The sequence below is a fragment of the Xanthomonas campestris pv. asclepiadis genome (genome assembly GCF_020784175.1).
Lineage (GTDB): Bacteria > Pseudomonadota > Gammaproteobacteria > Xanthomonadales > Xanthomonadaceae > Xanthomonas > Xanthomonas campestris_D.
The window spans coordinates 26,404-41,015 of sequence record NZ_JAJGQM010000044.1; the positions used below are offsets into that span (position 1 = coordinate 26,404).

General features: G+C 64.4%; 15 protein-coding genes, 1 tRNA gene and 1 pseudogene. 3 read left to right on the forward strand and 14 right to left on the reverse strand.

Features of this window, described 5'->3' with window-relative positions:
- Positions 1–187: 187 nt before the first annotated feature.
- From LL972_RS17070 to pcnB, 8 genes are all read right to left on the reverse strand, one after another.
- A complete protein-coding gene (locus LL972_RS17070; RefSeq protein WP_228328604.1) occupies positions 188–811 on the reverse strand; it encodes a hypothetical protein in 624 nt (207 codons plus the stop codon).
- A gap of 3 nt (positions 812–814) precedes the next feature.
- Positions 815–1,159, reverse strand: a complete 345-nt coding sequence (locus LL972_RS17075; protein ID WP_228328605.1) for a type II toxin-antitoxin system prevent-host-death family antitoxin — start codon at positions 1,157–1,159, stop codon at positions 815–817.
- 212 nt (positions 1,160–1,371) lie between these two features.
- Positions 1,372–2,886 carry a glucose-6-phosphate isomerase gene (pgi, locus tag LL972_RS17080; RefSeq protein WP_228328606.1) on the reverse strand — a complete coding sequence of 505 codons (1,515 nt, stop codon included), beginning with the start codon at positions 2,884–2,886 and terminating at the stop codon, positions 1,372–1,374.
- Positions 2,883–3,263 carry an aspartate 1-decarboxylase gene (gene panD, locus LL972_RS17085; protein ID WP_228328607.1) on the reverse strand — a complete coding sequence of 127 codons (381 nt, stop codon included), beginning with the start codon at positions 3,261–3,263 and terminating at the stop codon, positions 2,883–2,885. The genes pgi and panD overlap by 4 nt, the downstream gene beginning before the upstream one ends.
- A gap of 177 nt (positions 3,264–3,440) precedes the next feature.
- Positions 3,441–4,283, reverse strand: coding sequence for a pantoate--beta-alanine ligase (panC, locus tag LL972_RS17090; protein ID WP_228328608.1), 843 nt, complete (start codon positions 4,281–4,283; stop codon positions 3,441–3,443).
- A complete protein-coding gene (gene panB, locus LL972_RS17095) occupies positions 4,280–5,095 on the reverse strand; it encodes a 3-methyl-2-oxobutanoate hydroxymethyltransferase (RefSeq protein WP_228328609.1) in 816 nt (271 codons plus the stop codon). Before panB ends, panC begins: the two co-directional genes overlap by 4 nt.
- A 35-nt stretch (positions 5,096–5,130) precedes the next feature.
- Positions 5,131–5,616 carry a 2-amino-4-hydroxy-6-hydroxymethyldihydropteridine diphosphokinase gene (folK, locus tag LL972_RS17100; RefSeq protein ID WP_228328610.1) on the reverse strand — a complete coding sequence of 162 codons (486 nt, stop codon included), beginning with the start codon at positions 5,614–5,616 and terminating at the stop codon, positions 5,131–5,133.
- A gap of 3 nt (positions 5,617–5,619) precedes the next feature.
- The gene (gene pcnB, locus LL972_RS17105; RefSeq protein ID WP_228328611.1) at positions 5,620–6,987 is read right to left on the reverse strand and encodes a polynucleotide adenylyltransferase PcnB; all 1,368 of its coding nucleotides are present in this window, start codon (positions 6,985–6,987) and stop codon (positions 5,620–5,622) included.
- A gap of 47 nt (positions 6,988–7,034) precedes the next feature.
- On the opposite strand from pcnB, the gene LL972_RS17110 reads away from it, so the two are divergent.
- Positions 7,035–7,109: transfer RNA gene (locus LL972_RS17110), tRNA-Glu, on the forward strand.
- Between the two features lie 443 nt (positions 7,110–7,552).
- Here the strand turns inward: LL972_RS17110 and folE2 are convergent.
- Together folE2 and LL972_RS17120 are read right to left on the reverse strand one after the other, a co-directional pair.
- Positions 7,553–8,476, reverse strand: a complete 924-nt coding sequence (gene folE2, locus LL972_RS17115; protein ID WP_228328612.1) for a GTP cyclohydrolase FolE2 — start codon at positions 8,474–8,476, stop codon at positions 7,553–7,555.
- A gap of 36 nt (positions 8,477–8,512) precedes the next feature.
- Positions 8,513–9,673, reverse strand: coding sequence for an N-acetylmuramoyl-L-alanine amidase (locus tag LL972_RS17120; RefSeq protein WP_228328613.1), 1,161 nt, complete (start codon positions 9,671–9,673; stop codon positions 8,513–8,515).
- 219 nt (positions 9,674–9,892) lie between these two features.
- Here LL972_RS17120 and LL972_RS17125 point away from each other — a divergent pair, with 219 nt between their 5' ends.
- Together LL972_RS17125 and LL972_RS17130 are read left to right on the forward strand one after the other, a co-directional pair.
- Positions 9,893–10,117 (forward strand): hypothetical protein, encoded by a 225-nt coding sequence (locus LL972_RS17125; protein ID WP_228328614.1) that lies wholly within the window; start codon positions 9,893–9,895, stop codon positions 10,115–10,117.
- A gap of 208 nt (positions 10,118–10,325) precedes the next feature.
- Positions 10,326–10,793, forward strand: a complete 468-nt coding sequence (locus tag LL972_RS17130; protein ID WP_228328615.1) for a hypothetical protein — start codon at positions 10,326–10,328, stop codon at positions 10,791–10,793.
- Here LL972_RS17130 and LL972_RS17135 read toward each other — a convergent pair.
- From LL972_RS17135 to LL972_RS17150, 4 genes and pseudogenes are all read right to left on the reverse strand, one after another.
- A complete protein-coding gene (locus LL972_RS17135) occupies positions 10,747–12,285 on the reverse strand; it encodes an MASE1 domain-containing protein (RefSeq protein WP_228328616.1) in 1,539 nt (512 codons plus the stop codon). The two genes, LL972_RS17130 and LL972_RS17135, sit on opposite strands and share 47 nt — an antisense overlap.
- A 29-nt stretch (positions 12,286–12,314) precedes the next feature.
- Positions 12,315–12,644, reverse strand: a complete 330-nt coding sequence (locus LL972_RS17140) for a hypothetical protein (RefSeq protein ID WP_228328617.1) — start codon at positions 12,642–12,644, stop codon at positions 12,315–12,317.
- A 24-nt stretch (positions 12,645–12,668) separates the two neighbouring features.
- A complete protein-coding gene (locus LL972_RS17145) occupies positions 12,669–14,096 on the reverse strand; it encodes a sugar porter family MFS transporter (RefSeq protein ID WP_016904374.1) in 1,428 nt (475 codons plus the stop codon).
- 87 nt (positions 14,097–14,183) lie between these two features.
- A pseudogene (locus tag LL972_RS17150) lies at positions 14,184–14,612 on the reverse strand (xylose isomerase); the annotation flags it as partial.

The following is a 14,612-nucleotide window of genomic DNA, read 5'->3' on the forward strand; positions in this document are numbered from 1 at the left end:
CGCTACAGCTGACACGTGCAGCATGGCGTTCTCGCTGCTGTCGCAATGCCGGTAGGAGCGCACCTGGGCGCGAGGAGCTTTCCCGGTATGCCTGTCGCGCCCGGGTGCGCTCCTACAGGTGAGGTCGCTGGATGTCGGGCCGCGTCGGTGAGAAGCGGATCAGACCGCAAGTGCATGAGCGCGCGGCTCAAGACTGCCGCAACTCCAGCGCCGCCATCACGATGGGCTTGGCCCAATCGGGCACCTGCGCCAATTCTTCGGGCGTTTGCGGGTGCTGCAGGCCGTCGCGGTCCAGTTCCAGCACCAGCAGCGGCGCCGCCTGCCCCGCTGCGTCGGCAGGCGCGCTGTTGTCGTAGACATGCAGCACCGCCAGCTGCGGCAGCAGCGCGATCAGGTTGGCGCGCGAGGCATCGTAACGTTCGCGGATCTTGTAATCGGGGATCGCATGCCCGCCGGCGGCGACGCGCGCGGCCACGCGTTCGATATGCAACTCGACGCTCGACAAGCCGCAGAACCAGATCGCAACCGTATGCATCTCGCAGGCCTCGCGCAGCAGGCGCGGGATGGTCGTCGCGCCCAGGGTGGTTTCGAATGCATAGTCGTGGCCAGCGTCCATGGCCTGACGCAGCCGTCGCACGCCCTCCTGCCAGGCTTGCGCGTTGGCGTCTTCCGGTGACCAACCCTGCTCCACCAGGTCGCGGGTGAACGCGTCCGGGTTGAACCAGGTGCCGCCGTCTTCCCGCAACACGCTGCCCAGCAGCGAACTCTTGCCGGCGCCGTTGACGCCGGCCAGCACCAGAATGTGTCCCACGATTTAGAGCGACGGCCCCAGGGTGACCTTCCTGCTCCGGCGTGCCGGCTTGCTGATCGCCGCAGCCAGACCCGCGCCTTCGGTCACCGCCGCAAGATGCGCATCGAACTTCAGCTGCAATGCCTGCAGCGACTGCGCCCGCGTCGAGGCATCGGCGGCCGCGCTTGCCTGACTCACCAGGCGCCGGTATTCCTCCGCATCCACCACCACCGCCTCGGGGTGATTGTGATTGGTGATGACCACTGCGCCATGCGTGCGCACCTTGCGCATCAGGCTGGGCCAGCCCTTCACCTTGATGTCGGCGGCAGGAGATTTTTCCAGGCCGGGCAGATCCTGCGGGTGTGGCATCGGACGGTCCTGTGAGGAGTACGGGTATCAGCCTACTCCCAAATTTACCATTTTTGGTAATTTGGCCATTTTAGCCAGACCAGCCTATGTCCGGCGCAAAGAGCCGACCTGCAGGCTGCGGGTCGCATGCACCCGTGCACCGTACCGCTTTGCCCAAAGGACAACGAGGCCCGAAGGCCTCGTTGTCCAGCACGCTACCAATGCGCAGCTACTCAGCCGCGCAGCTTGGCCAGCAGTTCGCGCGTCACCGGATCCGCCACGTCGGCCGACTCACCCTTCAGTGCCGGCAGCAACTGGCTGGCCAGCTGCTTGCCCAGCTCCACACCAAACTGGTCGAAGGCATTGATGCCCCACATCACCGACTGCACGTAGACGCTGTGCTCGTACATCGAGATCAGCGCGCCCAGCGCTTGCGGGGTCAGCGCGTCGAGCAGGATCACCGTGCTCGGGCGGCCACCCGGATAACTGCGGTGCGGATCGCTGCTGTCCTGGCCGTTGGCCAGCGCCTCGGTCTGCGCCAATACGTTGGCCATCAGCGCGACATGGTTTTCCGCGTACGGATCGTCGTTGTGCACGGTGCCGATGAAATCGGCCGGCACCACGCTGGTGCCCTGGTGCAACGCCTGGAAGAAACTGTGCTGCACATCGGTACCGGCACCGCCCCACCACACCGACACGGTGTCGCTGTCCACGGCAGAACCATCCAGCTTGACCCGCTTGCCCAGGCTTTCCATCACCAACTGCTGCAGGTAAGCCGGCAGCAGGGCCAGGCGCTGGTCGTAGGTCATCACCGCATGCGTAGCGCTGCCGAGCAGGTTGCGGTTCCACACCGCCGTCAGGCCATGCAGCACGGCGACGTTTTCTTCCAGCGGCGTGTCGAGCGCATGCGCGTCGAACTGCGCCGCGCCTTCCAGCAATTGTTCGAAACGTTCGAAGCCGATCGCCAGGGCGATCGGGAAACCCACCGCCGACCACAGCGAATAACGGCCACCGACCCAGTCCCACATCGGCAGTACGCGGCTCGGCGCGATGTCGAAGGCCTTGGCGGCGCGCTCGGGATTGGCACTCACTGCGTACAGCCGCTCGCTGCCACCCAGCCAGGCGTGCAGGATGCTGCCGTTGAGCAGGGTTTCCTGGGTGCCGAAGGTCTTGGAAATCAGGATGCCGGCAGTGTGCGCCGGGTCCAGCGTGGCCAGCGTGCGCTGCATTGCCGCGCCGTCGACGTTGGAGACGAAATGCACGCGAAACCGCGCACCCGACGGCGCGCGCAAGGCGTCGGCCACCAGCCGCGGCCCCAGGTCCGATCCGCCGATGCCGACGCTGACGATATCGGTGACGTCGGTGGCCTCCAGTTGCTGGATCAGCGCGACCATGCGCTGGCGCACTTCCGCAGCGGTTGCATACGCTTCGGAGGCCACCGGCGCATCGGTCAGGTCGCCGCGCAACGCGGTATGCAGTGCAGCGCGCTGCTCGGTGACATTGACCTGCTCGCCGCGGAACAGGCGCTGGAACGCGCCGGCCAGATCACACTCACGCGCGATGGCGAACAAGGCATCGAGCGCGGCGCGGTCGTACTTCTGCCGCGCGAAATTGAAATACAACGGACCGACCTGCCTGGCGTACTGCGTCGGCCGTTGTGGCTCGGCGGCAAGCAATGCGGGGATGGCAGCGCCGCGCAGGCGCTGGGCGTGGGCGTGAAGCGCGTCGAATCCGTTGGTGTGTGTCATGCGGCCTGCGTGGGGATGCTGTGGTTGGTGTGGGTGATCGTATTGCTGCCGTCCACATATACCAGATTGGGCTTGAAGGTCTCGGCTTCGTCCTCGCTCATGCTGGCGAAGGCGGCCACGATGATCAGATCGCCCACCTGCACGTGACGCGCGGCGCCGCCGTTGAGCGACATGATGCCGCTGCCTTCCTCGGCACGGATGGCATAGGTGCTGAAACGCGCACCGTTGGTGACGTCCCAGATATGCACCTGTTCGAACTCACGGATGCCGGTGGCTTCCAGCAGCAGGCCGTCGATGGCGATCGAGCCTTCGTAATTGAGCTCGGAGTGGGTGACGGTGGCGCGGTGGATCTTGGCTTTCAGCAGGGACAGGTGCATGACGGGCAACGGCAAAGGAAAGCCGGCATTTTAGCGGAAAGCGCCGGTGTCCACCGGCCTGCCCCGCAACCGGTGGTGAGGGCTTCAGGACGGCACTGGACAAACGCACCTGTGCGCCGGATCGCAGGCGTTGCCGGGCACGGCCTGGCCCGGCGCATGCAGCAGCGTGCGGACCGCTCAGAATTCCAGGTTGTCGATCAGCCGCGTGTTGCCCAGGCGGGCGGCGATCAAGGCCACGCGCGCGCCGGCGTGGCCATCGCCCGGCTCGCTCAGGTCGGGCAGCCGCACCACCGCGTAATCGACGCGGAAACCGGCCTGTTCCAGCGCCTGGGTGGCGGCGTCTTCGACCTGCGCACGCGGCGTGCCGGCGGCGTAGCTGTCGCGCATCTGCAGCAGCACCTTGCGGATCTGCGTTGAACGCGGGCGCTCGTCGGCCGTCAGATACTGGTTGCGCGAACTCATCGCCAGGCCGTCGGCCTCGCGCACGATGCTGCCGCCCAGGATCTCGATCGGAAACGCCAGGTCGGCCACCATCTGGCGGATCACCGCCAGCTGCTGGTAGTCCTTCTTGCCGAAGGCGGCCACGTCCGGCTGCACCTGGTTGAACAGCCGCGCCACCACCGTGCACACGCCGTCGAAATGCCCAGGACGGCACACCCCTTCCAGCACATCGCTGACGCCCGGCGCATGGATCGGTGTGGCCAGTGCGGTGCCGAGCGGATACATGGTGTCCACGTCGGGCAACCACAGTGCATCGCAGCCGGCGTCCTCCAGGCCGCGCAGGTCGGCCTCCGGCGTGCGCGGGTAACGCGCGAAATCTTCGTTGGGGCCGAACTGGGTCGGGTTGACGAATACGCTCGACACCACGCGGTCGGCGTACTGGCGCGCCAGCATCACCAGCGAATAGTGGCCGGCGTGCAGGTTACCCATGGTCGGCACCAGCGCCACGCGCAAGCCCTCACGCTTCCAGCCGGTGACCAGCGCGCGCAGGGTGGAAAGATCGGTCAGGGTCTGGATCATGCGGCGTACGCGTGCGCTGCATCGGGGAAGCTGCCGTCGCGCACGGCCTGCGCGTAAGCGCGCACCGCGCCCGCCACCGAGCCGCCTTCGGCGAGGAAATCCTTGACGAACTTGGGCCGGCGGTGGCCGCTGTCCAGGCCCAGCATGTCGTGCATCACCAGCACCTGGCCATCGCAACCGGGGCCGGCACCAATGCCGATGGTGGGCACGCTGAGTGCGGCACTGATCTGTGTGGCGATCGGTGTGGGCACGCATTCCAGCACGACCAGGCTGGCACCGGCATCGACCACGGCCTGCGCATCGCGGCGCAACTGCTCGCCGGCTTCGCCACGCCCCTGCACCGTGTAACCGCCGAAGCGCAGCACCGATTGCGGGGTCAGCCCCAGATGCGAGCAGACCGGGATCTCGCGCTCGACCAGATAGCGGATCACCTCAAGCTTGTGCCCGGCGCCCTCGAGCTTGACCATCTCCGCGCCGGCCTGCAGCAGACGTGTGGCAGCGTCCAGCGCGCGCTCCGGCGTGGCATCGGCCTGGAACGACAGATCGGCCACCAGCAACGCCCGTTCCAGCACCCTGGCCACTGCGGCGGTGTGGTAGACCATGTCGGCGGTGGTCACCGGCAAGGTGGAATCGTGCCCCTGCACCACCATGCCCAGCGAATCGCCGACCAGGATCAGGTCGACGCCGTTGGCATCGAAGGTCCGCGCAAAACCGGCGTCGTAGGCGGTCAACATGACCAGTTTTCGACCCTCGCGCTTGGCCTGCGCCAAGGCGGGCACGGTCCAGGGCTTGCTGTCGGTATGGCTGCTCATGAAGTCATTACGTGGGGTGATAAGCCGGCCATTATCTACCCAATCGGCTCCAGCCCGCAGGCATCGATGGCCTGCAGGGCGTGTCGCACTGTTCCATGGCCCGGAATGATCGCGTCCGGGGCAAGCTCGGACAGCGGCAACAGCGCAAAGGCGCGCGCCTGCAGATGCGGGTGCGGTACCTTCAAACGCGGCAGGTCGATCACCTGGTCGGCGTACAGCAGCAGATCCAGGTCCAGCGTGCGCGGCCCCCAGCGCTCGCCGTCGATACGCTGCCGGCCGAAGGCCTGCTCGATGCCGAGCAGGGCCTCCAGCAGCGGCAGTGGCGCCAGCGCGGTGCGCAGCTGCGCCACGGCATTGATGAAATCGGGCTGGTCTGTGCGACCCCAGGCCGGGGTGCGGTACAGGCGCGAGGCGGCGATCAAGGTGGACTGCGGCAACTCGCCCAGCGCGGCGATGGCCGCCCGCACGCTGGCCTCGGCCGGGCCCAGGTTGGCGCCCAGGCCGACAAAGGCGGTCTGCACGCCCTACTCGCCTGCGGGCGCGCCGGTGCGACGGCGACGACGGCGACGCTTGCGCGGTGCATCCTCTTCGCCGGCGTGATCGGCCTGCGCGGTTTCGATCGCATCGACCAGTTCCTGGCCGGAGGACTTCTGTGCCTCGCGCCAGAACTCCACATCGGCGGCATGGTCGGCCGAGGCGAACTGGCGCAACACCAGGAAATCGAACGCGGCGCGGAAACGCGGATGCGACAAGGTGCGGAACACGCGCTTGCGCTGGCGCGAGGAGAAGCGCGTCTGCAGCAGCCAGATTTCCTGCATCGGCAGCGAGAAACGGCGCGGCAGCGCCACGCGTTCGAGCTGATGCAGGGTGACCCGGTCGGCGGCGCGACGCTGCGCGTCTTCCGGCTGCACGCCCTGCGCCTGCAGGCCCATCAGGGTGCGGCAGAACGCCGGCCAGAGCAGCAGGGCGAACAGGAACGCCGGCGACACCGGCTCGTCGTTGGCCACGCGCGCATCGGTGTTGCGCAGGCCTTCCAGCACCATGGCGCGCAATGCGCCACTGCGGTTGGAGCGCAATGCGGCCGCACTCTCCGGGAACAGCGCACCGAGCAGGCCGTAACGCTCCAGCCCCTCGAAACTGGCCACACCGTGTCCGGACAGGAACAGCTTGAGGATCTCTTCGAACAAGCGCGCCGGCGCGGCCTCGGACAACAGACCGGCCAGGCGCGGGATGGGTTCTGCGGTGCCGGCTTCGATATCGAAGTTCAGCTTGGCCGCCAGACGCACCGCGCGCAGCATGCGCACCGGATCTTCCTGGTAGCGCAGCTCCGGGTCGCCGATCAGCTTCATCAGGCGCGCCTGCACGTCCTCGAAGCCGCCGCAGTAGTCGCGTACCGAGAAATCCTCGATCGCGTAGTACAGCGCGTTGCAGGTGAAGTCGCGACGGATCGCATCGTCTTCGATGGTGCCGTAGACGTTGTCGCGCACCAGGCGGCCGTTATCCAGTTCGCGGTCGCCGCTGCCATCGTCGATGTTGGCGCGGAACGTGGCCACTTCGATGATCTCGCGGCCGAACACCACATGCGCCAGGCGAAAGCGGCGGCCGATCAGGCGACAGTTGCGAAACAGCGCTTTGACTTCTTCCGGCGTGGCGCTGGTGGCCACGTCGAAATCCTTGGGATGGCCGCCGACCAGCAAGTCGCGCACTGCGCCGCCGACCAGGTAGGCACCAAAGCCCGATTCGCGCAGGCGGTACAGCACGCGCAGCGCGTTGGGGCTGATGTCCTTGCGCGAGATGGTGTGCTGATCGCGTGGGATGACGCGCAGCGTGAACGGAGATGTAACTGAGGATTCGATGATGGCGCTTCCGTCTTGTGTTGCAGGATTGCCCAACGGGTTTTAGCGCACTATACTAGCGCGCTGCACAAGACGCACCAAACGCTCCCTTCGTCTAATGGTTAGGACGTGGCCCTCTCAAGGCTAAAACAGGGGTTCGAGTCCCCTAGGGAGCACCACCGTCGTCTGACCGCAGAACACGCCAAGACCCCGCATTGCGGGGTTTTTGCGTTATTGGGCATGGGTACTTGCCGCTGGTCGGGTGATGCGCGATGGTCCTGGTCCCAGGTTGGGCGAAGCCGCCCAACCTGGCGAGTCCGTCGATCCGACGTGCTGATGCGCCAATTGGCTGAGGCCGGTTGCGGCGCCAGACACCCGTGCACCAAGCCATGCAGTTGATCGCCCACTTCAATCCTGCAGTTGCATGTGCGGCCACGTGGTGGTGGCGCATCGGTCTGGCCGACGCTGATCACCCCACCACAAACATCATATACGGCCCGATCAGGACGTAGGCCTGCGCGACAACGCGTCCGCATCGACGCAGCGTGCGATCGGTCTCGCACTTGCACTTGCAAGCAGCGATTGCAGATCGACGTGGATGTTTGCACTGCATGGCAACTCCTCATTCGGCCAATGGATGAAAAATGCCGGCATCGCTGTCGGTTTCGGCGACAGCGTCATGGGCATGCAGACTTTCCAGGTGGCGCACTGCCACATGGAAGACGGCATGCCGCTCGGCCAGCACCTTGCGCAACCGCCGCGCGGCATCTTCGACATACATCAGGTTGGCGCCATTCAAGCGGGCAAACGCCTGCTCGTCGATGCGCCGTACCGCCGCCTGCACCGGCGTCGCCAGCGCCTGTTCGCACAGTCCGACCAGCTCGCGGATCTCGAAGCGCTGCGCGCATGCGCTCAGCTCCACGCGGACCTGCGCCACGCTGCGCTGGCTGTGCGGCGTGGCGTACGAACCGTTGTGTTGCAGCCATTGCGCAACCTCTGCGACCGGTAACGCATCGCGCCCTTGGTGCTGCTGCAAAAACGCATCGCTCAGCAACTGGCGCGACAAGGCCGCCGAACAGGGACAGGTGGAGGCGTACAGCACATCGACCTGCAACTGGATCTCGGTGCGGCCTGCCCTGGATTGCGCATCGATGCGCACCGGATAGGCGCGCCAACCGCTCAGTCCTTCGCTGCGCAGCGCCGGCATCCGCAGCATCAACTCGAAGTTCAGCGCCAGCCGTGCCGCACGGCTGCCGCAATCGGCATGACTGTCGATCAGCGCTTGCAGCAGCTGCGACACCATCGCTGGCGACACCGGCTGCTCCAGATGCCGATCCAGCAGGCGGTACAAGCGCGACATGTGGATGCCCTTGAGTTCCGGGCGCGGCAGATCCACCTGCACGCTGGCACGCGCGGCCACGCTGCCGCTGGGCCCGGCATCGGCCAGGCGCAGCGGCACGGCGATGTCCTGCATGCCGACCCAGCGCAGCGGCGCGCTCAGTGGGGAAGGTTCGGTAACGGCAACATCGGGAAGCGTGGCGGACATCGAAAGCTCGTAGAAGGAGATGAGGGCAATCGCGCCTCAGGCGCGACCGGGAAACATCTGGAAGTAATCGTCAATACCGGCATGCAGCGTGTGCGCCAGTTCGTCCTGATGCGTATCGCCGCACAGCCGCCGGCAGTCGTCGCGATTGCTCATGAAGCCGGTTTCCACCAGCAACGACGGAATGTCCGGCGACTTCAACACCGCAAAGCCGGCCTGCCCGACCTCGTCCTGATGCAGCCGCGTCACCTGCTGCAGCCGCCCGAGCATCAACTTGCCGAACGCCACGCTGCTGGCGATGGTGCCGCTCAGCGACAGGTCGGCCAGCACCTGCGACAGCACCGGGTTGCTGGGCACCCGCAGACGGCGCGCACTGTCGCCCATGTCGTCGGCGGCGTTTTCGCTGTCGGCGATCCAGCGCGCCAATGCAGAGCTGGCGCCGTTCTGCGACAGGGCAAATACCGACGCGCCGCGCGCCTGGCTGCTGGGCGCAGCATCGGCATGGATGGACACGAACAGATCGGCATTGCGGCGATGGGCGATCAACACCCGCTCGTGCAACGCCACGAAGCGATCGTCGCTGCGGATCATGGTCGGCCGGTAACGCGGATCGGCCGCCAGGCGCTGGTGCAGCCGCCCCGCGACCGCCATGGCCACTTGCTTCTCGTAGCGCGCATCGGCACTGACCGCGCCGGGATCCTTGCCGCCGTGACCGGCGTCGATGGCGACCACGTAGGGATGCAGCCGCGAGCGCGTGGGCGCAGCCGCCGCAACGGCCAGCTCGGTCGGATCGGCCGCGGACAACGACGCAGTGCCGGACACAGCAGCAAGATCGACCACCAGTGCACCATCCTCCCAGCGCGCCGTGGCTGTCAGCGGCTGCGCCAGATCGAGCACCACGCGCAGCCCATCGCCGTGCGGGCCGCTACGGATGGCAACGACTGCGAGACCGTCAGGCAATGGATCGATCTGCGGTGGCTGTGTCGAAACGCCCGGCAGGTCGATGACCAAGCGCGCTGGATTGGACAGGCTGAAGCTGTGGTAGGCGACCTGCGCGTTCAATGCGAGTCGAAGTCGCAGCCCCGCATCCTGACGCTGCAGATTGCAGCTGCGCAGCATCGGCAGCGGCTGCGCGTGGACCAGGCGCGGCGACAGCAGCAAGGCTGCGCCGACGGTGTGCAACACCTGCCGCCGCCTCATCGGGCCAACCCCGCTGGATCGACGCGGCCACCGCGCCGCTTGGCGCAGGGAAGGTTCGGCATGGTGACCAGGCAAACAACACTCTGAGGTAAGGAGCGCGACACGATGTAACCGGACGAACGAAGGATAGAGTGTTATAAAGTAACAATTGTCACACAAAAGCAAGTCCGCCGATCCCCGCCGACACCCTCCTGTTCACTCTTGCCGAGGAGCACCACGATGTCCCCCGTCATCCCCGACAGCTATACCGCCTGGCGCCACTGCATCGAAGTCGATTGCGCCCAGCCGCTGACCGCCCCTTTCATCGCCCAACGACTCGCCAGCCTGCGCGACCCCAGCGACCACCACACCCAACAGTTCCTCCGTCGTTGGGGTGAGCCTCATCACCTGCGGGTGATTGGATGGTTCGAGCGTGCTGGTGGCGAACTCGAGCCGAGCCGCTAAATAGCGCGCGCTCCAGCACTGCACATCACGCCTGACCGGATAGGTCCAGGTAACAGCGGATGCGGTTGACTGTTCCTCGCTGATCGGCGGACGGTATGCCGCAGCGATTTTCTGCGACAAACAATCAACAAAACCTGCCATTCAACACGTAACGTATAAGCGCCTGAATCGCAGGCGGAGTTGCCCCATGCAGGGGGAAGGCAAAATCATGAAGAAGGCAAAAAACTGGCCTATGGCTTTTTGTTTAATCGTCGGACTGTTCGCATCAAGCGCGGCGATGGCTGACTGCTGTCCCAGTGGCGGCATCGGCGCACCTGCCATCGGGCTTGGCGATAGCAATCCCAAGGCTGCCAACCTCGCTATGGACTCCTCGCTTGCCATCTATGAGTTCCATCGTGATGGCGTGACATACTTGCAAATCAACGATGTCACCGGCGTAGTCCACGCTGTCGTCGCCAGGGTGGATGACGCTCTGTGGACCCTACCAATGGGCAAGGATGTGGATCGCGTTGTATTGCCCAAGAAAAATAAAATCTCCTCAACTCCAAGCTTGAGCGAGCTGACTGCAGACGATGCAGCCCAGCGCAGTCAAGCCCAACTTGTCTATAAGACAAGAAACTTCACAGTTCTCACACGGCGCGGAGCAACTGGGGATCAGTGGATCGTGTCTCCCTGACCAGCACGGGATTGGCTTCAGCGACCAGGAATGTCAGAACCAATGCATGGCGGCGATGAAACATGCCGCCATGCGCTTTCAATCTTGCTTTCAGTTCTGCTTCTACGTCGTTCGAGTCGCGCCGTACCGCGTCAACCGATGAGGAATCAGCAATAACACGCACTGCAACACCACGGGTCTCCCTCGCTGTCCATGCACGCACCTGAATGAAATGCCTGCCAGCCGGAGGCAGAATCTCGACGCAATTGAGCACACTGCGATAGGCGCTCAACTGTAGCTCCAAAGACAGGCTCCTGCAGTCGCCACGAAACACACACTGGAACTTAGAAGCGCAGAAGCGCTCAAGCGCCGGCGAACATAGCGCTTGATACAACCCATGCGTTTCTATTTCCAACGGATACAATGCAGCCACATATTGCTGCAACAGCTGCGATTCGATAACACCCACTCGTGTCATCTCCATCGCAACCGAATGCTGCCCTTTTGCTCTCAAATCGGCCACAACATCTTTGCGCATCCGATTGATCTGCACATTGATGTCGGAGTATTCAAGCACGCGATTGCGCAACAAGCGCTCGGCGCTGGCATAGCTTGCGCGACCCAAAGTATAAATATCATCCTTCGACTGATTCGATATACCGTCTCGGACAGGCTCACGTAAACGGGCGTTGAAGACAAACAGAATCGTCGTCACAAACGCATAAAGCAGTTGGATATTGAAAACAGCCTGATCAAAGAACCCGAGCTGATACACCTTAGGCATCGAGAACTCAAGCGCAAAACTTGCCAACAGCGCCCCTAAGGCATTCCCTCTCCACCCATGCCTGAAAGTCAGCACCACCATCGGCACGAGCATCGCGACCATCAAAACGTTTCGAATCGATGGATCATTCAAGACACTAAGAGTGAAGAAGAAGCTGAGGACAACAACCACAGCGACGCCAACATCCCGCGGAAAACTGGAACGCACAGGACTCTGATTCCAATTGGCCCACAACATTACCGGCAACAACAGGGTGAGCACGCCGAGATAGCTGCCCGCTCCATATCGCAACAGCAGGTCGATAACAGGGTAGATAGGCGGCCCACCGAGCAACCCATTCAATAACAGGCTGCATAACGCATTCCAAAGCGCTAGCGCGAGAGCAGCGGGGACAAGCCACTGCTCCCGCTTGACGATGTAAGGAGCGCGGTAACGCAGCAGTCCAATCGCACAGGCGATCAAGGGCGCGTGCAATAGGGGACTCAAGTACGACCAGAGCGGGCTGAACCCCTGAAGCTCGCCCAGAGGAATCCGCAGGAACAACATCGCTGCAGCGTCCCCCGCCAACAGAAACGGCCACTCCCGATAGGGTCGATAGAGCAAGGTAACGACCCGCAAACCAACTGGCAGGTACCACTGATCAAGGGAAAAACGCCAAAGCATCAAAAACACCAAGCAGTAGCACACGCTGATCAGCATGCCCCTGACAAGCTCTTTAGCTACTGCCATACCACCACTCCTTGGTTCCACGATTCGCCCTAGTCTGGAGGGAAACTGCCTGGTGGAGTATAGCGGTGGCGCACAATTTGCAAAAAGAGCCGGTGTCCTTCCAGGCGGTTATCGCCGTTGAAGACGCGCATTGCACTTTGCTGGTGCATTGGGCCACGCGGGAATCGGGTCGCCTGACACAGCAGAGGCCAGAGCTGCGAGCAGTCGCGAGGAGGCGCATGCACCGCATCCAGCCCAACGATGACAGCCGGCGCGATTGAGGCGCCTGCAGCGTTGCAGGCATGCGAGACATGGGCGAGATGCCAGGCGAGACCGTCAACGAACAAGGCCGCGCAGTGCGCGGCCTGTTCGTCTTCCATGCGATATCAGCATAAAGAAGGAGATCAGCCCTCCATCTGCTCCAGCTCCTTGCCCTTGGTCTCGTAGACGTATTTGAGCACGAAGAACACCGAGATGAAGGCTGCAACGGTGTAGATGCCATAGGCGCCGGCCAGGCCGATGCTGCCGAGCAGGATCGGGAAGCTGACAGTGATGGCGAAGTTGGAGGTCCACTGCGCGGCGCCGGCAATGGCCAGGCCCGAGCCGCGGATCTGGTTGGGGAACATCTCGCCCAGCATCACCCACATCACCGGGCCCCACGAGGCATTGAAGAACACCACGTAGACGTTGGCGGCCACCAGCGCGAGCATGCCCATGGCATCGGACATGGCGAGCTTGCCGTTGGGATCCAGCGACGCGGTGGCGAAGGCATAGGTCACCAGGGCCAGCGAGACCGCCATGCCGGCCGAGCCGATCCACAGCAACGGCTTGCGGCCGATCTTGTCGACCAGCATCACCGTGACCAGGCAGGCGCCGATGCTTAGGCCGCCGGAGAGCACGTTGATCAGCAGCGCGTCCTGCTCGGAGAAGCCCACCGCCTGCCACAGCACGGCGCCGTAATAGAACACCACGTTGATGCCGACCAGTTGCTGGAACACCGCCAGGCCCACGCCGATCCAGACGATCGGACGGATCTTGCCGGTGGCCTTGTTGATGAGGTCGGAGAACTTGGGCTTGTGCTGGTCGGCCGACATCGAGGCCGAGATCTCGGCCAGCTTGGTCTGCGCGGCGGCGTTGCCGTACAGCCGCTTCAGCACCACCAGCGCCTGCTCGCGGCGGCCCTTGACCACCAGGTAGCGCGGGCTTTCCGGGATGACCAGCAACAGCAACAGGAACAGCAGCGAGGGAACCGCCTGCATCCAGAACATCCAGCGCCAGGCGGCCTGCCCGGCCCATAGCGGCTCGGTGGAGGCGCCGGCGGCGTTGGCCAGCAGATAGTTGCTCAGGAATGCGCAGAACAGCCCGCTGATGATGGCGATCTGCTGCATGGTGGCGAGCCTGCCGCGATAGCGCGCGGAGGCGACCTCGGCGATGTAGGCCGGCGAGATGACGCTGGCGGCGCCCACCGCAAAGCCGCCCATCACGCGAGCGAAGATGAAAAAGCCGGAACTGTGCGAGGCACCGGCGCCAATGGCCGAGAGCAGGAACAGTGCCGCAGAAATGATCAGGACCGCGCGGCGGCCCCAGCGGTCGGCCAGACGGCCGGCAAAGAAGGCGCCGATGGCGCAGCCCAGCAGCATCGAGGCGACTTCGAAGCCGGTCTCGGCGGCGCTGGAATTGAAGGTCTGCTTCAGGCCGTCGACAGTGCCGTTGATCACACCGCTATCGAAACCGAACAAAAAACCGCCGATCGTGGCTACGCAACTGATCAGGACGATAAAACGGGTGTTCTCACCGGCATCGGGGGCGCCGTTTACGGAGACACTGGACATGGATTCACCTGGAAGCATGCAAGGGAGCGGCCACAGGGGCGGCCGACATCGGCCGGCGACGCGCAGTGCGCCGCCGGCCACGGGACATCAACGCGTCAGATACTGGTTGATCAGGTTCTCGTAGGCTTCCTGGCGGCCGCTGAGTTGCTTGGGCGCGTTACCGGCCGCGTACTGGGCCAGATCCACCAGCGTGCTGCTGCCGTTGGCAAAGTCCGCGCCTGCACCGCTGTCGAAGCTGGCGTAACGCTCGGCGCGCCACTGCTCCAGCGGCGAGGCGGTCAGCAGCGCATTGGCCACTTCCAGCCCGCGGGCGAACGCGTCCATGCCGCCGATGTGTGCCAGGAACAGGTCCTGCGGGTCGGACGACTCGCGGCGCACCTTGGCATCGAAATTCAGCCCGCCCGGTGCCAGCCCGCCCTGGCGCAGCACCACCAGCATCGCGCCGACGGTGTCGTACAGGTCGGTCGGGAACTGGTCGGTATCCCAGCCGTTCTGCGGGTTGCCGCGGTTGGCATC